The organism is Streptococcus mitis (genome assembly GCF_009496285.1).
GTDB lineage: Bacteria > Bacillota > Bacilli > Lactobacillales > Streptococcaceae > Streptococcus > Streptococcus mitis_BP.
Map to the genome: position 1 here is coordinate 62,182 of NZ_WIJK01000007.1, position 21,837 is coordinate 84,018.

At 40.1% G+C, this 21,837-nt stretch carries 21 protein-coding genes and 2 tRNA genes; 1 reads left to right on the top strand and 22 read right to left on the bottom strand.

Going from position 1 to position 21,837, the window contains the following annotated elements; all coding sequences use genetic code 11:
- Positions 1-18: 18 nt before the first annotated feature.
- The 9 genes from rsmI to GEZ89_RS03670 all read right to left on the bottom strand — a co-directional run bounded on the left by rsmI (position 19) and on the right by GEZ89_RS03670 (position 8,950).
- Positions 19-897 (bottom strand): 16S rRNA (cytidine(1402)-2'-O)-methyltransferase, encoded by an 879-nt coding sequence (gene rsmI / locus GEZ89_RS03630; protein ID WP_153224998.1) that lies wholly within the window; start codon positions 895-897, stop codon positions 19-21.
- Between the two features lie 2 nt (positions 898-899).
- Positions 900-1,217 (bottom strand): DNA replication initiation control protein YabA, encoded by a 318-nt coding sequence (gene yabA / locus GEZ89_RS03635; protein WP_001034369.1) that lies wholly within the window; start codon positions 1,215-1,217, stop codon positions 900-902.
- A 24-nt stretch (positions 1,218-1,241) separates the two neighbouring features.
- A complete protein-coding gene (locus tag GEZ89_RS03640; protein WP_153224999.1) occupies positions 1,242-2,138 on the bottom strand; it encodes a DNA polymerase III subunit delta' in 897 nt (298 codons plus the stop codon).
- Positions 2,135-2,773, bottom strand: a complete 639-nt coding sequence (tmk, locus tag GEZ89_RS03645; RefSeq protein ID WP_045763718.1) for a dTMP kinase — start codon at positions 2,771-2,773, stop codon at positions 2,135-2,137. Before tmk ends, GEZ89_RS03640 begins: the two co-directional genes overlap by 4 nt.
- A 119-nt stretch (positions 2,774-2,892) precedes the next feature.
- Complete coding sequence (gene proC, locus GEZ89_RS03650) at positions 2,893-3,690, bottom strand: pyrroline-5-carboxylate reductase (protein ID WP_153225000.1); 798 nt, start codon at positions 3,688-3,690, stop codon at positions 2,893-2,895.
- A 3-nt stretch (positions 3,691-3,693) separates the two neighbouring features.
- Positions 3,694-4,956, bottom strand: a complete 1,263-nt coding sequence (locus tag GEZ89_RS03655) for a glutamate-5-semialdehyde dehydrogenase (protein ID WP_153225001.1) — start codon at positions 4,954-4,956, stop codon at positions 3,694-3,696.
- A 9-nt stretch (positions 4,957-4,965) separates the two neighbouring features.
- Positions 4,966-6,075 (bottom strand): glutamate 5-kinase, encoded by a 1,110-nt coding sequence (gene proB, locus GEZ89_RS03660; RefSeq protein ID WP_153225002.1) that lies wholly within the window; start codon positions 6,073-6,075, stop codon positions 4,966-4,968.
- Between the two features lie 157 nt (positions 6,076-6,232).
- Positions 6,233-7,429 carry an elongation factor Tu gene (gene tuf / locus GEZ89_RS03665; protein ID WP_001040718.1) on the bottom strand — a complete coding sequence of 399 codons (1,197 nt, stop codon included), beginning with the start codon at positions 7,427-7,429 and terminating at the stop codon, positions 6,233-6,235.
- Between the two features lie 411 nt (positions 7,430-7,840).
- On the bottom strand, positions 7,841-8,950 hold the full coding sequence (locus GEZ89_RS03670; protein ID WP_075231255.1) for an AI-2E family transporter: 1,110 nt from the start codon (positions 8,948-8,950) through the stop codon (positions 7,841-7,843).
- A 105-nt stretch (positions 8,951-9,055) separates the two neighbouring features.
- Here GEZ89_RS03670 and pbp3 point away from each other — a divergent pair, with 105 nt between their 5' ends.
- The gene (gene pbp3 / locus GEZ89_RS03675) at positions 9,056-10,297 is read left to right on the top strand and encodes a D-alanyl-D-alanine carboxypeptidase PBP3 (RefSeq protein ID WP_075231256.1); all 1,242 of its coding nucleotides are present in this window, start codon (positions 9,056-9,058) and stop codon (positions 10,295-10,297) included.
- A 28-nt stretch (positions 10,298-10,325) separates the two neighbouring features.
- On the opposite strand, the gene GEZ89_RS03680 is transcribed toward pbp3, so the two are convergent.
- The 13 genes from GEZ89_RS03680 to GEZ89_RS03745 all read right to left on the bottom strand — a co-directional run bounded on the left by GEZ89_RS03680 (position 10,326) and on the right by GEZ89_RS03745 (position 21,621).
- Entirely contained in the window at positions 10,326-11,723 is a 1,398-nt protein-coding gene (locus GEZ89_RS03680) for an APC family permease (RefSeq protein ID WP_075231257.1), read from the bottom strand.
- Positions 11,724-12,005: 282 nt separating this feature from the next.
- The gene (gene sufB, locus GEZ89_RS03690) at positions 12,006-13,418 is read right to left on the bottom strand and encodes a Fe-S cluster assembly protein SufB (RefSeq protein WP_000797050.1); all 1,413 of its coding nucleotides are present in this window, start codon (positions 13,416-13,418) and stop codon (positions 12,006-12,008) included.
- 57 nt (positions 13,419-13,475) lie between these two features.
- Positions 13,476-13,916, bottom strand: a complete 441-nt coding sequence (sufU, locus tag GEZ89_RS03695) for a Fe-S cluster assembly sulfur transfer protein SufU (RefSeq protein WP_153225003.1) — start codon at positions 13,914-13,916, stop codon at positions 13,476-13,478.
- Positions 13,903-15,129: a cysteine desulfurase gene (locus GEZ89_RS03700; protein ID WP_153225004.1), complete on the bottom strand. Its 1,227-nt coding sequence runs from the start codon at positions 15,127-15,129 to the stop codon at positions 13,903-13,905. The genes sufU and GEZ89_RS03700 overlap by 14 nt, the downstream gene beginning before the upstream one ends.
- A gap of 10 nt (positions 15,130-15,139) precedes the next feature.
- Complete coding sequence (gene sufD, locus GEZ89_RS03705) at positions 15,140-16,402, bottom strand: Fe-S cluster assembly protein SufD (protein WP_153225005.1); 1,263 nt, start codon at positions 16,400-16,402, stop codon at positions 15,140-15,142.
- Between the two features lie 27 nt (positions 16,403-16,429).
- Positions 16,430-17,200: a Fe-S cluster assembly ATPase SufC gene (sufC, locus tag GEZ89_RS03710; RefSeq protein WP_000114489.1), complete on the bottom strand. Its 771-nt coding sequence runs from the start codon at positions 17,198-17,200 to the stop codon at positions 16,430-16,432.
- 150 nt (positions 17,201-17,350) lie between these two features.
- Positions 17,351-17,545, bottom strand: coding sequence for a DUF3272 family protein (locus tag GEZ89_RS03715; RefSeq protein WP_153225006.1), 195 nt, complete (start codon positions 17,543-17,545; stop codon positions 17,351-17,353).
- Positions 17,546-17,567: 22 nt separating this feature from the next.
- Entirely contained in the window at positions 17,568-19,232 is a 1,665-nt protein-coding gene (gene dnaX / locus GEZ89_RS03720) for a DNA polymerase III subunit gamma/tau (RefSeq protein ID WP_153225007.1), read from the bottom strand.
- Positions 19,232-19,729, bottom strand: a complete 498-nt coding sequence (locus GEZ89_RS03725) for a GAF domain-containing protein (protein ID WP_153225008.1) — start codon at positions 19,727-19,729, stop codon at positions 19,232-19,234. Before GEZ89_RS03725 ends, dnaX begins: the two co-directional genes overlap by 1 nt.
- Before the next feature lie 85 nt (positions 19,730-19,814).
- Entirely contained in the window at positions 19,815-21,017 is a 1,203-nt protein-coding gene (gene rpsA, locus GEZ89_RS03730; protein ID WP_001001618.1) for a 30S ribosomal protein S1, read from the bottom strand.
- 162 nt (positions 21,018-21,179) lie between these two features.
- Positions 21,180-21,251, bottom strand: a tRNA-Gln gene (locus GEZ89_RS03735).
- Between the two features lie 9 nt (positions 21,252-21,260).
- Positions 21,261-21,341: transfer RNA gene (locus tag GEZ89_RS03740), tRNA-Tyr, on the bottom strand.
- Positions 21,342-21,390: 49 nt separating this feature from the next.
- A complete protein-coding gene (locus GEZ89_RS03745; protein WP_000037108.1) occupies positions 21,391-21,621 on the bottom strand; it encodes a DUF2969 domain-containing protein in 231 nt (76 codons plus the stop codon).
- Positions 21,622-21,837 lie beyond the last annotated feature (216 nt).

The following is a 21,837-nucleotide window of genomic DNA, read 5'->3' on the forward strand; positions in this document are numbered from 1 at the left end:
GAAGGAAAACTTCCCTGTTTAGTCGTTTTCTTGTTTCTCTTCCCATTCGTGGTAGGCGGCGTATAGCTGGCTTTTATTCCACTGATAAATCTTAGCGACTTCCTTAATGGCTTGATTTTTCTTGATTCCTTGTTGGATACGCTCTTGAATTTCAGAAAATAAATCCTCTTCATCCTTATCTTCTACTTCTTGACTAGCACCCTCCACAATGAGAAGGCATTCGCCTTTAAGAGGTGTTTCAGAAATACTTTCTAATAATTCAGTAATAGTTCCACGCTGATATTCTTCAAAGATTTTAGTCAATTCTCTGACCAAAACCACCGAGCGATCACCGTAGACTTCTAGCATATTTTCTAGCGTATCCGCCACACGGTGAGGTGATTCATAGAAAATCTGAGTTTCTGGATAAGCTTTTTTCGCTTCGAAAAACTGCTTTTGTTGGCCTGACTTTCGTGGTAGAAAACCATAAAAGATGTGGGGTTGTGGTGCCAAGCCGCTTGCAATCAAAGCAGAAATTCCTGCACTAGCTCCTGGAACTGTGACAACTGCGATATCTTCTTCAATGGCAGCCTTGACCAAATCATGACCTGGGTCTGAGATGCTAGGAAGTCCTGCATCAGATACTTGGGCAAGATTTTGACCTTGTTTCAACAAACCAATCAAATCAGGAATTTTTTCCTTGACATTGTGTTCGTGAAAACTGATTTGCTTGGTTGAGATCTCAAAATGCTTGAGCAAAAGTCCAGTATTACGAGTATCTTCTGCCGCAATCCAGTCGACCTCTTTCAAGGTCTGAATAGCGCGAAAAGTCATATCATCTAGATTACCGATTGGCGTTGCGACTAGATAAAGCTTGCCATAGGGAGATTGTCCCTTAAAACTCTTTTGAATCTGCATACTTACTCCCTAAACAACAGTTCATCACAGAACATACATTCTGCATCTTGCTCCCGACGTTGGCCATAAAAGTCACGGCAAACATGAAAACCGTCCTCATAAATGCGACGGACATTTTCCCTCACATGTTTCGTTTTGGCTGGAGCTGTCTCCTCAACCTCTCCCAAACGTTCTCTCAGTTTATCATTTTCTAAACGAAGAGCTGTATTTTCCTCTACCAGACTCTTGAGATTTTTCTTGATAGCTTCGACGTCTGCCAAGGTTACCAACAATTGCTGTGAAAAGTCATCTAAAGCATCAAATAATTCTTTTTTATTCATTACAGCCCTTTCTATAATCTATCTTTACTTTAAATTTTTTTGTAAAACGAGGTATTCCAAAGCGTTTTGAAAGCTAACATTGGCCCGCCACATTTTACGAGTTTGGACGAAATTTTGCAAAATATTTCGAGCTGAAACATTGAGAATCTCTTGACCAGCTAGTACCTCTAAAATCCTGAGCACTTGATCTTGCTTTTCTTTATCATCAGCCAAACTCGTTAATTTTGCAACTTGCAAATAGGATTCTTTTTTATGGGCTAAAAGCCAAGAAAAGAGGCGTTCACTTTCATCTACTAGTGTCCAAAATCCTGCTTGATGGACAAGCTTATCAGCCTCTGCCTGCGATTGACTAAACTGAGCCAATAGCTTAGCTTTATTTTTTACTAAACCAGCCTCTTCAAGCTGTGACATTAAAGTAGAGACTTGCTTCTTAAATTGGAAAATCTGTGTCCGACTTCGAATTGTTGGTAACATCTGTTCCTCATCATCGGTCAAAAAGAAAATATAAATCTCACTTTGTGGCTCTTCAATAACCTTCAAGAGTGAATTTGCAGCATTCACATGCATTTTTTCTGCTTGTTCGATAATAAAGACCTGACGTTGATTTTCAATACCAGACTGGGAAAATTGACCAACTAATTCTCGAATACGCTCCGTCTTAATGACTTGATTCAGAGGTTTAATTATGGTCACATCAGGAAACTCTTCCTGCTCAATCAATTTACAATTCCGACATTTTTCACAAGGAAAAATACCAGTTTTCTCACTACAAAAGAGACTTTTAGACAAGAAAAGGGCCATCTCTAAACTTCCAAAATTACCTGAAAAAAGATAGGCGTGATTGAGTTGTCCTTGCTCCAAGATATGAACAAAACGTTCAAATTGTAGAGGTTGACAAGCTCTTAATTGCTCTTGTTTCATCTCCTTAATCCCATCCTGTCAAAAAGTAGCTGCTGCGTATTTTCAATCACTTGATCAAGTGGTAGGCTAGCATCGATTTTTTCGATGCGATTTCCTTCTCTTTCAATAAGAGAAAGGTAACCTTGACGAACTTTTCGGTGTAGATCCAGACCTTCCATGTCCAAACGATTGACTTCCCGATTACTGTTGGCAGCAATACGTGCCAGGCCCTCTTCGACCTCAATATCAAAATAAAGAGTTAAATCAGGTTTCAGTCCATCAGTCGCAAACTGATTAAGCCAATCAATGGCATCGATATCTAAACCACGCCCAAAGCCCTGATAAGCAACCGAACTATCAATAAATCGATCCATGATAACCAGTTTTCCAGCTGCAAGTGCTGGTAAGACCTTTTCCACCAAGTGTTGTCGACGACTAGCAATATAGAGGAGAAGCTCAGTCTTAGGATCCATTTCAGTATGACTAGGATCTAGGATAACTTCGCGAATTTTTTCTCCAATTAAGACCCCACCTGGTTCACGGGTTGTTAAAACTTCTACTCCCCTATCCTCTAGTACAGGGATTAGGGCTTCAAGAACGCTTGTTTTTCCTGCTCCCTCTGGTCCCTCAAGAGAGACTAAAAATCCTTTTGACATGTCTGACTCATTTCTATTTTTCTCTCTTCTATTCTATCAAAAAAATGGGGATTTGTGAAAAGCTTTTTTCATTTCCTTCTTTGTAAGAAAAAAAGAGTGTGAGTTTTAACACTCACCTCTTATTTGCCTAATTCTTGAGTTTTTTTGTAGGCTTGATTGACAGCATCCATAACGGTTCCTCTAAAAGCATGTTCTTCTAGACTTGCTACACCAGCAATGGTTGAACCACCTGGACTGCAAACTTGGTCTTTCAAGACTCCAGGATGTTGCTGACTTTCTAGGACCATTTGACCTGCACCAACTACTGTTTGAGCCGCCATTTTCAGAGCCATTTCTCGTGGCAATCCTGTCTGAACACCTGCATCCGCCAAGGCTTCGATGAAAAGATAGACAAAGGCAGGACCACAACCTGCAAGCCCTGTTGCCGCATCTATTAAACTATCACTTATTTCAACCAACTGCCCTGCACTTGCTAAAAGTTGACAAAAAAGTTCACTGTCTTCTGGATGACAATTTGCAGACAAGGCATAGCTAATCACTCCTTGCCCAATAGCAACAGGTGTATTAGGCATAATACGAATAATCCTATGGTGACTTGGAAGAAGACTAGCGAGTTTTTCCAAGGTCAAACCAGCAGCCATAGAAATCAAAAGAAGACTTTCTCGTTTCTCAAGGACTTGCTGATATTGAGAAAGTAGTTCTGAGAACTGTGCTGGCTTTACTCCTAGAAAAATCACATCTGCTTCTGCAAAGATTTCGTCATTGCTAGAAGCCAGACCACCATAATTGGCAATAAAAGCATCCACCTTAGCTTGACTACGATTAGCAAGGAGAATCTGATGACTCGTTTTTGCCTGCAAGACAGCCTTAGCCAAACTAGCTCCCATATTCCCCAAGCCGATAAATCCAATCTTCATCTCTTACTCCCTTATCTGTCCATCACCAGTAACCACATATTTGTAGCTGGTCAATTCCTTCAAGCCCATTGGACCACGCGCATGTAATTTCTGAGTAGAAATCCCCATTTCACATCCTAGTCCGAATTGACCACCATCTGTGAAACGAGTTGAAGCATTGACATAAACCGCTGCCGAGTCCACTTGATCTGTAAAGTAAGCTATAGCATCAGCATTTTCAGTCACAATCGCATCCGAATGATGGGTGCTATGGACTTCTATATGCTCTACAGCTTCCTCAAGACTAGAAACGACCTTAACGGCTAAGATATAGTTCAAAAACTCGGTATCAAAATCTTGTGGCTCTGCTGCTATCCCTGAAATAAATTGACTAGCTTTTTCATCTAAACGGAATTGAATAGGTTCAAGACCAGCTTCTTTTCGATCGGCAACCAGAACTTGCTCCAAACGAGGAAGAAAGCTTGCCGCCTTGTCTTGATGAACAAGCAGAACTTCCATGGCATTGCAGACTGAAGGACGACTAGTTTTAGCGTTATTGATAATAGACAGTGCCTTGTCTTCATCTGCATCCTTATCCACATATACATGGACAATACCCGTTCCTGTTTCAATAACAGGTACAATTGCATTCTCAACGACAGCATTGATCAAACCAGCACCCCCACGAGGAATAAGAAGATCTAGATAACCCTTAGCCTTCATCATGGCATAACTACTTTCACGGCTAGTATCTTCTACTAATTGAATGACGTCTGGATGAATAGTAGTAGTCTCCAAGCCCTTCTTCAAGGCTGTGACAATGGCATGAGCTATTTGGTAGGCATCCTTACCGCTCCGAAGGACAACCGCATTTCCACTCTTGAGAGCAAGGGCAGCTGCATCAGAAGTCACATTAGGACGGCTTTCATAGATAATACCGATAACCCCCATTGCAACTCGCTTCTTGCAAATAACCAAACCATTTTCAAGCTGACTTGTTTCTAGGACTTCACCAATTGGATCTGGTAAAGCAACCACATCACGAATGCCTGTTGCCATCGCTTGGATACGACCTGCATCCAAATAAAGACGATCGAGCATAACATCTGATATTTTCCCCTTAGCGGCTTCCATATCGCGAACATTAGCTGATAAAATCTCTTCAGTAGCTGCCAATAAGTGATCGGCCATAGCTAGCAAGGCTTGATTTTTCACCTCTTCACTAGCTGTGTTAATTGATTTTTTAACAGCCTGTACTTTTTCAAATTGTTCTTGTGTACTTACCATAGTTTACCTCTAAAATTCTGTAAAGAGTAGTTGGATTTCAGGAGTGATAGAAATCCAGTCATCACGATGAATCAGGACACCCTTGGCTTTTTGAGAACGCAACATATCCTCCAAAGCAGATGCTCCAAATTGCACACGCCCTTTTCCAAGTGATTTTCCACTTTCCTTGTCAAATACTGTCACGATATCACCGTAAGAAAAGGCACCTTCTGCATCAACAACACCAGATAAAAGAAGACTCTTTCCATGTTGAGAGAGAGCTTCTGCAGCCCCTTTATCAACCCAAATTGCTCCCTGACTTTTGGCATAAAAGGCTAGCCATTGTTTCTGGGTACGGAGCCCCTTCTCCTGTGCAACAAAGAAAGAACCATCAAGAGTTTCTTCAGCTGCTTCAATTAAAGCATCAGGTTTCAAGGAAGAACAGATATAAACGGGAACACCTGACTCTGTCGCAATGGTCGCTGCCTTTATCTTAGTTAGCATGCCACCAGTTCCATTTGATGATCCAGCTCCACCAGCCATATCAATAATTTCACGATTGATGGTCTCAATTCTCTCCAAGCGTTTGGCTCTTGGATCCGAGTTAGGATTACCAGTATAAAGACCGTCTACATCTGTTAAGAGGACCAAAAGATCTGCCTGCACCATTGCTGCAACCTGAGCACTAAGTGTATCATTATCTCCTACCTTAAGTTCGTCAATAACGACACTATCATTCTCATTGATGATAGGAATTGCACCACGATTAAGCAGGACAGATAAAGCTTGATGGGCATTTTTATAACGTCGCTTATCGACAAAATCATCCTGAGTTAGCAAGATTTGCGCTGAAACAATCTGTCTTAAGAGCAAATTAGTTGTGTATTCTTCCAAAAGCAAACCTTGACCAACCGCAGCTGAAGCTTGCTTATCCGCAATCTTTGTCGGTCGTTTCTTAAATCCCAAGGCACCAAAACCAGCCGCAACAGCCCCAGAAGATACCAAAATAAGCTCATGACCTGCTTCATGCAGCATTGCAAGCTGTTGTGTGATAGCTTTTACTTTACTTCGAGATAAACTTCCATCTTTATGAGTCAAGGATGAAGTTCCAACTTTAAATACGATACGCTTGTACTTCATATTTTTCTCCAAATTTAATATTTAACCATTTTACCACGATTTTATGAAATTGTAAAAAAGGAACTCTCTCACTTTTGATCGCAAAAAAAGAACCTTGCATAGCAAGATTCTTTTAGTGTCTGACTTAAATAATTGTTCTTCTGGGAACTAAATCGAATTAAGCTTCGATTTCTGTAACCATACCTGAACCAACAGTACGTCCACCCTCACGGATAGAGAATGTAGTACCTTGTTCTACGGCGATTGGGTGGATCAACTCAACGTCGATTGTCACGTTATCACCTGGCATTACCATTTCAGTACCTGCTGGAAGTTCGATTGAACCTGTAACGTCAGTAGTACGGAAGTAGAATTGTGGACGGTAGTTGTTGAAGAATGGAGTGTGACGTCCACCTTCTTCTTTAGTAAGGATGTAAACTTCACCTTTGAATTTAGTGTGTGGGTTGATTGAACCTGGTTTAGCGATAACTTGTCCACGTTCGATTTCGTCACGTTGAACACCACGAAGAAGGACACCTACGTTGTCTCCTGCAAGACCTTCGTCAAGTTGTTTACGGAACATTTCAACACCAGTAACAACTGCTTTTTTAGTTTCTTCTTTGATACCAACGATTTCGATTTCGTCGTTGACACGAACAGTACCACGGTCGATACGTCCTGAAGCAACTGTACCACGTCCAGTGATTGAGAATACGTCTTCGACTGGAAGAAGCAATGGTTTGTCAGTGTCACGTTCTGGTTCTGGAATGTACTCATCAACAGTGTTCATCAATTCCATGATGATGTCTTCGTATTTAGAGTCACCTTCAAGAGCTTTAAGAGCTGAACCTTGGATAACTGGAAGATCGTCACCTGGGAAGTCGTATTCTGAAAGAAGGTCACGGATTTCCATTTCAACCAATTCAAGCAATTCTTCGTCGTCAACCAAGTCGATCTTGTTCATGAAGACGATAAGGTGTTTAACACCAACCTGACGTGAAAGAAGGATGTGCTCACGAGTTTGTGGCATTGGTCCGTCAGTTGAAGCTACTACAAGGATAGCTCCGTCCATTTGAGCGGCACCAGTGATCATGTTTTTAACGTAGTCCGCGTGTCCTGGAGCGTCGATGTGAGCGTAGTGACGTTTTTCAGTTTCGTACTCAACGTGCGCAGTGTTGATTGTGATACCGCGTTCGCGTTCTTCTGGAGCAGCATCGATAGACGCATAGTCTTTAGGTTGGTTAACTGCTGAAGGCAAGCGACGTGCCAAAACAGTTGTGATAGCTGCAGTTAGGGTAGTTTTACCGTGGTCAACGTGTCCGATAGTACCAATGTTAACGTGTGGTTTACTACGATCGTATTTTTCTTTTGCCATTTGAGTAAAAGCCTCCAATAAAATATATTTTATAGATAGACAGTAGGCAATACAGTCTAACTTTCCTTACTATTTTATCAAATTTCAGCTAAATTGCAAGTGTTTTACAAAGTTTTTGTGAATTATTCTTATTCTTGCTCTACTTCCTCTACCAATTGATTTAAAATATCTATAAATAGGCTTATTTTCACAAAAAGCGATAGACCATAAATCAATAACCCAAGTCTGAATTTCCTATATTCAGCCCCGAAAGACTTCAATCATTCAGTTGTTTGTAAAAAAATATGTATTGAAAAATTAAAGTTTCATCATAAGAGATTTGAGAGTTTAAAACCAATAAAAAGTTTGATCAACTACAGCGCCAAAGATACAATGATCAAAAAAAGGTCGGGATTTTTTATCCCGACATCTTTATTCTGATAGATGTTTCTTAACTTCTTGTGCTTCCTTATGATTTTCATACAGTCGCGCTAAGAATTTAGCAATCTCTTTTAAAATGGAATAGGTTGGAACAGCAACAATCATCCCAATCACACCATAAATATTACTTGATAATAAAAGCAAGACTAAAATAGTAATCGGGTGAACCTTCATAACCCCACCCACAATACGTGGATATAAAATATTTCCATCAACTTGCTGAATAATCAACATATAAATGACAGCAATAATCATTTTATGAGGATCGGTGAAGAGATTTGAGATGATCATTGGAATCAAGCCAATGCTTGGTCCTACATACGGAATCAAATTAGCCAATCCAGAAAAAATGGCGAAGACCAAGGCATATCTTAGACCAATCACACTATAACCGATAAAAGCTAAACATCCAATAATAACTGCATCTATAGACACTCCACTAATGTAACGAGAAATAGTTGTATTTAGGTTTGTCAATAAACCAGATATGTTCAATTTATCTCGTTTTAATATAGTTCTTTCTAGCATGGGTAAAAATTTATGCCCATCAAGTAATAAGTAAATCAAGAAAACTGGTGTCATGATGATAATCAATACAGTGCTTACGAGTGCAGATAGAACACTTCCAACACTATTTGTCACACTGTTCAAGATATTTTGCAAAATATCAACATAAGAGAGGTTCAGTTGCTGAATAGTTTGTTGGATATCTAGATTTTGCTGGGCTGGATGTTTTGATAACTCAATGACTAAATCTTGAAGACGACCGTAAATGTTTTGACTCGAGTAAATTAAGCTACTTAACTGATTAATCAAAATCGGCAGCAGATAAACAAAACTAAGTACGAGTGCACAAACTAAGGCACAAAGGGTTAACAAAATCCCAATGATTCGATTGATTTTACATTCCTTCTCTAAAAAGATAACAATTGGGTTGGTTAGATAATACAAAAATCCTCCCAGTAAAAAAGGAATCATGATTGTATTTGCAACACTGACAAAGGGTGTAATAATAGCACCCATTTCTTTCCATAGATAGAAAATTAAGGTTATTAGTAGAATTTCAGTTGTCCAGAAGAATAGTTTGTTTCTCCGAAACATAGGCCACCTCCTCTTTTCCCTATTTTACCATATTTCAAAAAAGATTGATAGCCTTCATCATAAAAACAAGAATATTTTTTGTCTTTATGATAGAATAAAGTTACTATGAAGAAATTATTTTTAACATTAATCACGCTTATTTCATTTGGTTCTGCTACTACTGTTTTTGCTCAGGATTTTGATGTCGCAGCAAAACATGCCATCGCTGTTGAGGCTAACAGTGGTAAGATTTTGTATGAAAAAGATGCGACCCAACCGGTTGAAATTGCCTCTATCAGTAAACTACTTACCGTTTACCTAGTATATGAAGCTCTAGAGCAAGGCAAAATCACTCTTTCTACTCCTGTAGAAATCTCAGATTATCCTTACCAGCTCACTACTAATTCTGAAGCGAGTAACGTTCCTATGGAAGCTCGTAACTACACAGTTGAGGAATTGCTAGAAGCTACTCTGGTATCCAGTGCTAACAGTGCAGCCATTGCCCTAGCTGAAAAAATTGCTGGCTCTGAAAAAGACTTCGTTGATATGATGAAGGCCAAACTACTGGAATGGGGGATTCAAGATGCTACCCTCGTCAATACAACTGGTCTTAACAATGAAACTCTTGGGAATAATATCTATCCTGGTTCTAAGAAAGATGATGAAAATAAATTGAGCGCTTATGATGTTGCTGTCGTTGCTCGCAACCTCATCCTCAAGTATCCTCAGGTCTTAGAAATCACCAAGAAACCTTCTTCGACTTTCGCTGGTATGACCATTAATTCTACTAACTATATGTTGGAGGGAATGCCTGCCTATCGTGGGGGTGTTGATGGACTTAAAACTGGTACGACTGATAAGGCTGGAGCATCCTTTGTAGGTACTACAGTCGAAAAAGGAATGCGTATCATTACTGTTGTTTTAAATGCTGACAACCAAGATACCAATCCATATGCACGCTTTACAGCTACTTCTTCTCTCTTAGATTATATTTCCTCTACCTTTGCTCTCCAGACCATCGTCAAGCAGGGTGAAAGTTATGAGGATAGTAAAAGTCCTGTTTTAGATGGAAAAGATGACACAGTCACAGCGGTCGCAAAAGAAGATATCAAAATTGTTCAACGTTTGGGCAGTCGAGCTCAATCAACTATTACCTATACTGCTGATACTACTGAACATACTGCACCACTTGAAGCAGGAACAGTTGTTGGCCATCTCACTTATGAAGATAAAGATCTAGTCGGGCAAGGTTACATCACTACTGACAAACCTAACTTTGAAATGGTTGCAGAAAAAAATGTTGACAAAGCCTTTTTCTTAAAAGTTTGGTGGAATCGATTTGTTCGATTTGTAAACGAAAAGTTATAAAAAAATCGCGAAATTCGCGATTTTTTCTTTATTCATTTTCAGCTAGAGTTGAATGTTTATAGCCATAAGTAAAGTAGATAAGAATTCCAATTAACAAGGCAATTCCAAATGCCATCCATGTTTCAAGGGTATACTGAAGCATAAATGAAAGGCAGATTAGAATAGACAAGATTGGTAAAAAAGGAACCAGGGGAGTTTTGAACTCGCCCTCTTTTGGCATACCCTTATCTTTTCTCAATTTGATGATCCCATAGGCTAGGAGAATAAGATAGGCTAAGGTGCAGATATTGAGAAAGGCTGCAATACTTGCAAGTGGGAAGATCCCAGCTGCAATTGCTGAAACAACACCAGTTAAGATAGTTGCATTCTTTGGAACGCGACTAGTCTTGGTCACTTCTTTAAAACTTTGAGGCAAGAGTCCATCACGGGCTAAACTATAGATCATTCGTGACAAGGCGTAGGTCATTGAAATACATACCGTAATCAAGGTAAAAATCGCAACAAGTGAAACATAGTTAGCTGCCCAACCAATACCGATATTTCTCAAAGCGAAGGCTACTGCATCATCTACATTGAGGTTGCTATAATGAACAATCCCTGTCAATACTAGAGTGACTAGTGCATAAAGTATAGTTACAATAGTTAAGGATAAAACAATTCCACGCGGTACATTCTTCTGGGGGCTTTGAATTTCATCAACTGCCATTGAAATGGATTCAAACCCTAAAAACCCAAAGAACATGAGTGAAGCTCCTGCCATAATCCCAGTGCTTCCACCATAAATCTGACCAAAGCCAAATGGTGCAAAGTCTGCCCAATTTTCAGGTTTAATGTACCAGATTCCAACTAAGATGAATAGTGCAAGAGCAGAGAATTTTAAAACTACTAAAATGGAATTAAATCGAAGCGCAGCCTTCGAATTCAATAAGACCAGTCCCGTAACGAGGACGAGAACTAGAATTGGCAGGAGGTCAAGATAGGTCCCTTGCTCTGGATTAAAGGTCCCATTTAATGCTTGCGGCATTGAGATTCCATAGTTACTAAGCAAACCTTTAAAATAGGCCGCCCAACCAGAAGCAACACCTGAAACTGCTGTCATAAATTCCATAATGGTTAACCAACCAGCTATCCAGGCTGGAAATTCTCCCAAAATTGCATATAAATAACTATATGCTCCACCCGTTGCAGGAACACGAGAAGCAAATTCTGCAAAAAAGAGAGCAGATAAGGATACACAGATAGCAGAAATTACAATCGATACCACAAGGGCAGGTCCTGCTAGTGTTGCTGCAGCTGTTCCTGTAATGGTAAAGATACCTGTTCCTACCATGGCACCAATCCCCAAGAGAATTAAGTCCCATAATTTTAAATGGCGATGCATTTCTGTCTTACCTAGACTAACGTCTTTGGTTCTAAAAATATTCATCATTCATCTCCCACTTTATGTGATTGTATTATTTTACCATACAAAAGACTTTTTGTGAATATTTATTAGCATCTTTCATCAAAAAAACTGAGAGTGGGACAGAAATCGGTAATTCGTTAGAATACGATTTCGTCGTTCCACCTCCCCACAGTTGAGTAGGGCTGTAAAAGCTGATGAAATCAGCGTAGTAGAGCCCACTCAACCACTGCGTCTTGCTCGACAATCCAAAGACAATTGAGAGGCTAGGACTTTTGTCCCAGCCTCAGTTTCTGTTCATAAAGTTTATCCAACTGATCCTTCCATCTCATAGCTAATCAAGCGGTTAAGCTCAACGGCGTATTCCATTGGAAGTTCTTTAGTGAAAGGTTCAACAAATCCCATGACAATCATCTCAGTTGCCTCAGATTCTGATAAACCACGGCTCATGAGATAATAGAGTTGCTCTTCTGAAATCTTAGATACTTTGGCTTCGTGTTCCAAAGCAACTTGCGAGTTATGAATTTCATTAAATGGAATAGTATCTGATGCTGACAAGTCATCCATGATAATGGTATCACACTCAATGTGAGAAACAGATTTCTTAGAGTTTTTATTAAAGGTTACTTGTCCACGGTAGTCAACCTTTCCTCCGCCTTTAGCGATGGATTTAGACACAATAGACGAGCTAGTATGTGGAGCATTGTGGATCATCTTAGCTCCAGTATCCTGGTGTTGCCCTGCATTGGCAAAGGCAATAGAAAGCATGGTACCACGCGCCCCTTCTCCATCAAGGTAAACAGATGGGTATTTCATAGTTGTTTTAGCACCCAAGTTGCCATCAATCCACTCAACAGTGGCATCCTTTTGAGCCTTAGCACGCTTTGTCACCAAGTTATAGACGTTATCAGACCAGTTTTGGATGGTTGTATAACGCATATAAGCACCATCCAAGGCAAAGATTTCTACGATGGCGGCGTGCAAGCTGTTACTTGAATAAGTTGGTGCTGTACAGCCCTCTACGTAGTGGACACTTGCTCCCTCATCAACGATAATCAAGGTACGTTCAAACTGACCAGTATTTTCGTTGTTGATACGGAAGTAGGTTTGAAGTGGAATATCTACCTTGACCCCTTTTGGTACGTAGATAAAGGTTCCACCAGACCATACTGCTGAATTGAGGGCAGCTAACTTATTATCTGTTGGTGGTACCAACTTAGCAAAGTACTGTTTAAACAAGTCTGGGTATTCCTTGAGGGCAGAATCTGTATCTGTAAAGATAATCCCCAATTTTTGGAACTCTTCCTTCATATTGTGGTAAACCACTTCTGACTCGTACTGGGCAGAGGCACCAGCTAGATAGGCACGCTCAGCTTCTGGAATCCCAATACGTTCAAAGGTTTCTTTAATCTTTTCAGGAACGTCGTCCCATGAACGAGCTGGTTTATCAGATGGTTTTTGGTAATAAATCAAGTCATCAAAATCAATCTCTGACAAGTCTGCTCCCCAAGTTTGCATGGGCATTTTTTTGAAGGTTTCATAAGACTTCAAACGGAATTCTAACATCCACTCAGGTTCTCCCTTAGCAGCTGATAGTTCACGAATGACATCTTCATTCAATCCTTTTCCTGTCGATAGGACAGGCTCTACATCATCATGGAAACCAAATTTATATTCACCAAGGTCAATTGGTTTTGGTTCTACTCTTTCTTCAGCCATAATATCCTTTCTTTCATTCTTCATTTCTACTGATTCATAAGACAAAAGAAACTTGTCTTAGTTATTTTCTTGATTTTCAATTGTTTTCTTCAAGGCATTCCAAGCTAGGGTTGCACACTTGATTCGTTGAGGGAATTTGGCAACGCCTGATAAGAAGGCCGCATCTCCAAGTTTGTCTTGGCGTTCATCTTTTTGACCTTGAACCATTTCAGAAAAAATAGTCGCAAGTTCTAAGATTTCTTTCTTGGTCTTTCCCAAAACGGCATCTGTCATCATGCTCGCAGAGGCAGTCGAGATGGTACAACCTGAGTTTAGAAAAGCGATATCCTCCAAGCGGTCATCTGCATCAAACTTGACGGAGAGATTGATAACATCTCCACAGGTCGGATTGTTGAGACTGATTTGTTCAGCGTCTTCTAACTTCCCTTGGTGATGTGGATTTTTCGAATGATCTGCTACCACTGCCATATAAAGGCTATCTAGTTTAGAAAGTGCCATTGAAAAACTCCTTTGTCTTTTGTAAGGCATCGACTAGCTTGTCGCAATCTGCCTTGGTATTGTAGATATAAAAACTTGCACGAGCTGTTGCTGGGACATCCAAATACTGGAGCAAAGGTTGAGCGCAATGGTGACCTGCTCGAACAGCCACTCCTTCATAATCCAAAGCAGTAGCAAGGTCGTGAGGATGAAGGTCGCCTAGGTTAAAGGCAATGACACCTGAACGTTGAGCCAAGTCCTGTGAACCATAAATGGTCAGTCCTTCAATCGCCTGCAGTTTTGGATAGACGTATGCGATTAATTCCTGTTCATGAGATTCAATGGCATCCATACCGATGTTTTCTAGATAATCCACTGCAGCAGCAAGTCCGATAGCACCTGCCATGTTAGGAGTTCCAGCCTCGAATTTCCAAGGCAATTCCTTCCAACTAGCAGATTGTTCATAAACGAAATCAATCATTTCGCCGCCAAATTCTACTGGTGACATTTGCTCCAGATACTTTTCTTTACCATAAAGAACACCGATACCAGTCGGACCTGCCATCTTGTGACCTGAAAAAGCAAAGAAGTCCACATCCAAGTCCTGAACATCAATCTTCATATGAGGTGTAGATTGAGCACCATCCACCACCATGATAGCTCCAACTTGGTGGGCCAATTGAGTGATTTCTTTGATTGGATTGACCACACCCAGAACATTTGAGGCGTGAGCAAGGGAGACAAACTTAACTCTATCAGTCAATTTAGCTCGCAAGTCATCCATGTCCAAGGCTCCATCCTTGAGATAGACATAGACAAGCTCCGCTCCAGTCTTGCGGCAGGCTTCCTGCCAAGGAATGATATTGGAATGGTGTTCCATGACGGAAATCAAGACCTGGTCTCCCTCAGTCAAGACTTCCTCAGCATAACGCGCTACCCAGTTAAGACTGGTTGTCGTTCCTCTGGTAAAGAGAACTTCCTTTGTAGAGCCTGCATTGATAAACTTACGAATGGTTTCACGAGCCGCCTCATAAGAAGCTGTCGCCCTTTCTGCCAAGGTATGAACACCACGGTGAACATTGGCATTGTCGTTCACATAGTAGCGGTTAATCGTTTCAAGAACAGCTAGTGGTTTTTGTGTCGTCGCAGCATTGTCCAGATAGACCAGAGGCTCATCGTTAACAATCTGGTCTAAAATTGGAAAATCCTTGCGAATCGCTTCTACATCTAACATAGGCTACCCCTTAGCGTTTTGACAATTTTTCTTCGATGGTTGCAATCATTTCATCACGAACTTCCTTGACTGGAATCTCAACGATAACGGAGCCAAGGAAACCACGAACAACCAAGCGTTCTGCAGTTGCCTTATCCAAACCACGGCTCATGAGGTAATACATATCTTCTGGATCTACCTGACCGATAGAAGCCGCGTGTCCTGCAGTTACGTCATTTTCATCAATCAAAAGAATTGGATTGGCATCTGAACGCGCTTGGTCTGAAAGCATGAGAACTCGACTTTCTTGTTGCGCATCTGCTCCCTTGGCACCCTTGATAATGTGGCCAATACCATTGAAAGTTAAAGTTGCTTTTTCAAGAATAACCCCATGTTGGAGGATATTTCCGATTGAGTTGCAACCATAGTTAGTTACTCGGGTATCAATCCCTTGTACCTGACGGCCACTTGAAAGAGCTACGACTTTAAGGTCCGCATGGCTACCGTTACCAATCAAGTCGCTATCAAAGTCAGCAACGACGTTTCCTTCGTTCATGACACCAATCGCCCAGTCAATGCTTGCATCATTACCTAATTTACCACGACGGCTAATGTAGGCAGTGACGTTTTCACCTAGACGGTCAATCGCAGCAAACTTCACTTGAGCTCCAGAACGTGCAATCACTTCTACTGTGATATTAGCAGTTGCTTTGGCACTTCCTTCACCGCGTGACTCTAAACGTTCCAGATAACTAATCTTAGAATTTTTACCAGCGATAATCATAATATGCTTGTTAAACGGCACATCACTATCGCTGTCTTGATAGAAAATTCCTTCGATTGGTTCTTTAATCTCAACATTATCAGGAATGTAGAGAACAGCACCACTGTTGAAATAAGCTGTATGGTAGGCTGCCAACTTATCATCGTCATACTTAACAGATGACATGAAGAACTCCTCAATAATCTCTGGAATTTCTTCTAAAGCTGAGTGAAAGTCTGTAAAGACGACACCCTGTTCAGCTAACTCAACGGGAGTTTGCTCAAAAACAGTTTGAGTTCCTACTTGCACCAACTTCAAGTGATTATCTAGAGCTGTGAAATCTGGAACATTTGCTGATGGCTCACTTTCTGTAATCGTTCCATCACCCAGATTCCAACGGTGGAATTTGACACGCTCAATAACTGGTAATTCCAAAGTCTCAATCTTGTCAAAAGCTTTTTGACGGAGATCAGCCAACCAGCTTGGTTCAGCGTGCATTTCTGAAAAAAGTTTAATATTTTCTTTAGTCATTTACTTCTCCTAAAAGATACGAGGGAATTACAATTCTTCCTTGTAGTCGTAGCCAAGTTCTTCAGCTAGTTTTGCGTATCCTTCACGTTCCAAACGCGCAGCTAATTCTGGACCACCTGAAAGGACAACACGACCTTCCATCATGACGTGTACCACATCAGGTGTGATGTAGTTCAAAAGACGTTGGTAGTGAGTGATAATCATAGCACCAAAGCCTTCACCACGCATAGCATTGACACCTTTAGAAACAACTTTAAGGGCATCAATATCAAGACCAGAGTCAATCTCATCCAAAAGGGCAAAAGTTGGTTCCAACATCAAAAGTTGAAGAATCTCATTACGTTTTTTCTCACCACCAGAGAAACCTTCGTTGAGGTAACGCTCAGCCATTTCTTCTTTCATGTTGAGCAATTCCATCTTCTCATCCAATTTAGTGATGAACTCGCGAACTGAAATCTTCTCATCATCTTCTTTACCAGCATTCATGGCTGCACGAAGAAATTCAGCATTGGTAATTCCAGGAATTTCTGATGGGTATTGCATTGCAAGGAAAAGTCCCATACGCGCACGCTCGTCAACTTCCAATTCAAGGATGTTTACGCCGTCAAACAAGACTTCACCTTTGGTAACTTCATAGTTTGGATTTCCCATGATAGCGGCAGATAGAGTCGATTTACCCGTACCATTTGGCCCCATGATAGCGGCTATTTCACCTGTTTTCAGGGTCAGGTTAACCCCTTTTAAAATTTCTTTTCCTTCAATCTCAACGTGAAGATCTTTGATCTCTAATACTGACATGATAGTTCCTTTCTTTTTCAAGGCCTTTACAGTACTTACTAGAAACATACTTAATTTCCCTAGAAAATACTGTAAAAGGTCAATAAATATACTTTTATAGTATAACAAAAAAAAGCCTAAAAGGCTTTGATTTTGTCTAGAAGCTGAGGGTTACTTCTTTCCTCGAAAATGGTCATTAATAGCGTTGACAATTTTCCCCATAATATAGCTGACTCTAAAATTTCTTAGGATTAAAATAGCCCAAAGCAAGGCCATAATATACCGTTGCTCCATGATGGATTCATTAAGGAAATAGGTCTCAGCAGCAGTAAATAAGGCCATGATTATAAATTGTTGTCTGTTCATCGTATTATGTCACAATATCCTTTTAATCTTCTTCTATGGTCACTTTATCCGCTAGAAATTCAAATCCTTGAGGAAGGACAGATTCTTCCATTTCTTCCTTAACTGGTTGACCTTGTGACGATTTAGCCTTAGCTGAGAAATCAGCCCTAACTTCTTTCCATTCTTCCATGGAAATAGCAAGAATCTCTGGTGAAAATCCCGCTGCTTGACTAAGGATATTGCCAAACATGGTGTTCAGATTATCACGTTTCATGGTTTGGCCAGCATTGAAGTTAGATTCAAATGCAAGAATCGCGTGGTGCTCATTAGCCGCAACAGGTTGAGAACCGACTAAAAGTGCCTTATCTGGACCTGACAAGCTTTCAATAACTTCTCCCCAAGAATTTTGGAGACGGATTAGATTTTGACGGGCTAAATCAGGATTTTCAACAGCTTCTTGAAGAATAGACTGAACCTTATTGCGATCTACGCGATAAATTGACTTGCTGTTAACTGGACGACTCGGTGTTGGTGTAGTCTGCTTAGGACTCGTATTAACATTTGCCAGAGCCTGTTTCAATCGCGCAACTTCTTCTCTAAGAGATGATAATTCCTCAGCCACATCACCTGAAAGTCCTGGTTGGGAATCAAGTTCTGTCAAACGAATGGTCATCATTTCAGCATAAATCTTAGGCTGTAAGCTAGCCTTGATATTAGCTAAACTACTTGTTGCAATTCCAATCATCTCGAACAAAACAGCCTGTGAAAGACCTAAGTTATCCTTAAATAGATCACTATAGTGAGTATTCTCCCCACCAGATTGGACAATCAAAATATCCCGTAGATACTGCAACAAATCCGTTACAAATCGTGTCATGCTCTTTCCGTTATCAAAAATCAAATTAAGATTTTCCAAAGCACGAGTCACATCTTTTTGTGCCAAGGCAGCCACATAATTATCCAAAGCACTTAGACTAATAGTCCCAGTAATTTCCTCAGAAACAGCTGTTGTTAATTTAGCATCTTGAGTCAAGCTCAATGCTTGGTCTAAAATGGACAAAGCATCCCGCATACCACCTTCGGCTCTACGAGCGATAATTTCAACAGCTTCAGTTTCATAAGCAATCCCTTCCTTCTCTAAAATATGGAAAATATGATCTCGAATATCCTGAGTTCTAATAGATTTGAACTCGAAGCGTTGAACACGAGATAAAATGGTTGCAGGAATCTTATGAAGCTCTGTCGTTGCTAGGATAAAGACAACATTTGGAGTTGGTTCCTCAAGAGTTTTCAAAAGGGCATTGAAGGCTCCAGTTGAAAGCATATGAACCTCATCAATGATATAGACCTTATACTGAGCTATACTTGGAGCATAGGTTGATTTATCACGGATATCACGAATTTCATCAACCCCATTATTAGAGGCTGCATCCATTTCGATAACGTCTTCTAAACTTCCATCCGTAACAGCTTTACAGATATAACAATTATTGCAAGGTTCTCCTCCCTCTTGATTAGGGCAGTTCATAGCCTTGGCAAAAATTTTGGCTACGCTGGTTTTTCCAGTTCCACGAGGGCCTGAAAAAAGATAGGCATGGCTGATCTTTTCCTGCTCTACAGCTTGTTTCAGAGTTTTTGCAACAATTTCCTGGCCTACTAACTGTGAAAATGTTTGACTTCTATATTTTCGATAAAGAGCCTGATACATTACGCTTTCTCCTCAAACATTGAAAAATTCCATTCGGTTTTCTCTAACAAAATAGCAACAAACACTTCTAGATATTTCTGATCCAACTCATCATAATCATCAACAAGAGATGAATCTAAATCTAAAACACCCAGAAGTTGTCCATCTTTAACCATTGGCACAACAATTTCACTACGAGCACTACTATCACAAGAAATATAGTTTGGATAGGTTTTAACATCACCAACAATCACTGTTTGACGGCTAGTTGCCGATTCGCCACAAACACCTTTTCCAAGAGCGATTCGTACACATGAAACTCCACCTTGAAAGGGTCCCAAGATCAGTTCATTCCCATCAAATAGATAGAAACCTGCAAAAACAGCATTGGGAAAGCTTGTTTTTAGCAGGGCACTGGCATTTGATAGATTAGCCAACACATTGGGCTCTCCTTCTAAAAGATAAGAGAGCTGTTCATTTATTGTTTGATAAAGTGATTCTTTTTCTGAATATAACATAAAACCATTATATCAAAAAATGCTAGTAGAAAAAAGAAAAATCCTCTGTTTAAAAAACAAAGGATTTTTTTCAAATTCAAATGAATTAAAGTTCGATGTCTCCGAACAAGTCAGCCATTGAGAATCCTGTTTGAGTTTCAGGGAGTTCAAAGTCACGTTTTTCTTGACGTTTTGGACGACGTGGACGTGGAGCACGTTTTTCTTCTTTTTGTCCTTCTTCTTGAGCTGGACGTTCTTCAAGAGCTTTGATAGAAAGTGAAACGCGTTCTGCATCAGCGTTAACTTCAAGAACTTTAACAGTAACTTCTTGACCAACTTTAAGAGCTTCTTTTGGATTTTCAATACGTTTGTGTGAAATTTGTGATACGTGAACAAGTCCATCGATACCTGGCAATACTTCAACAAATGCACCGAAGTCAGTCAAACGTTTAACTGTACCTTCTACAACATCACCTTTAGCCAATTTTTGCTCAACGCCATCCCATGGTCCAGGTGTTGTAGCTTTAAGTGAAAGTGATACACGTCCTTCTTCTTCGTTAAGATCAAGGATTTTCACTTCAACTTCTTCACCAACAGTTACAACTGATTTTGGTGAAACGTTACGTTCGTGTGACAATTCAGTCAAGTGAACCAATCCGTCAACACCACCAAGGTCGATGAAAGCACCGAAGCTTGTGATACGTGCAACTTTACCAGTTACAACATCACCAACAGCCAATTTACCGAATACTTCAGCACGAGCTGCTGCAGTTGCTGCTTCTACAACTTCACGACGTGAAAGGATGAAGCGGTTTTCTTTAGGATCAACTTCTTTGATTTTAGCATCAAACTCTTGACCTACAAAACGCTCAGTGTTACGTACAAAACGAGTATCCAACATTGAAGCTGGGATAAATCCACGTACACCTTCAAATTCAACAGAAAGTCCACCTTTAACAGCGCGAGTTCCTTTAACTGTAACAACTTCTTCTTCGCGACCAACAAGTTTGTCCCATGCTTTGCGAGCTTCAAGGCGTTTTTTAGATACAAGGTATGTAACTGTATCAGTATCTTTACCAACTACTTGACGAAGTACAAGAACATCCAATACTTCTCCTACTTTAACAAAGTCATTGATATCTGCATCGCGATCGTTTGTCAATTCGCGAAGAGTCAAGACACCTTCAACACCAGTTCCTGAGATTGCAACGTTAGCTTGAGTCGCATCGACTGTCAATACTTCAGCACTAACAACATCACCAGGCTCAACTTGGCTAACGCTATTTAGCAAATCTTCAAATTCGTTCATCTAAAAAATCCTCCAACAATCAAGCTTTTCTTAAGCTTGACATACTTATAATTTTTTCCTAAGCACCCGCAAAGACATGTTATATCGTTCACGTCCTTCAATTATAAAAATAAAATACCCTAAGATATTTTTCTTTTTATCCTTGAATTTATTACCTAAGAACTGGGGTAGCTGGATTCGAACCAACGCATGAGGGAGTCAAAGTCCCTTGCCTTACCGCTTGGCTATACCCCAAAAGTGAAATGGAGAGAGAGGGATTCGAACCCCCGAACCCGAAGGAGCGGATTTACAGTCCGCCGCGTTTAGCCTCTTCGCTATCTCTCCAATGTTCAACAAAAACTATTATATCATGAAAATTTACAAAAAACAAGCTTTATTTTGCTAAATTATAGTTTTCAATCAAAATTTCCACAGCTTTTTCAAGTTTTTTATAAAAACTATCGACATTTCCATTCTTTATGATCGCAAATTGATTGTCTAATTCGGCAATTTCACCAATAACCTTTTTACCAATCGTTAAAGTATACCCTTCATACTTTTCCTTACCAACTAAAACAGTTGCGTCTGTTAATTGAATTTCAATTTTTTTATCTTTTTTACTCATACGATACCTCTTTTCACTCTTCCTATTGTACAAGAAATTTAAAAAACTGGCAAGAAAAAACTCTTTATCAAGACAACCTTGATAAAGAGTCAGAACGAAGACAAACGTCATTTTTGGTGTTTGTCTTTTTCTGTTTTCAAAAATATTTTGTCTCATCATCTGATATTCCATTCAAAAATCGAATTTAGAACAAAATAAAAAGGGATATTCTCTATC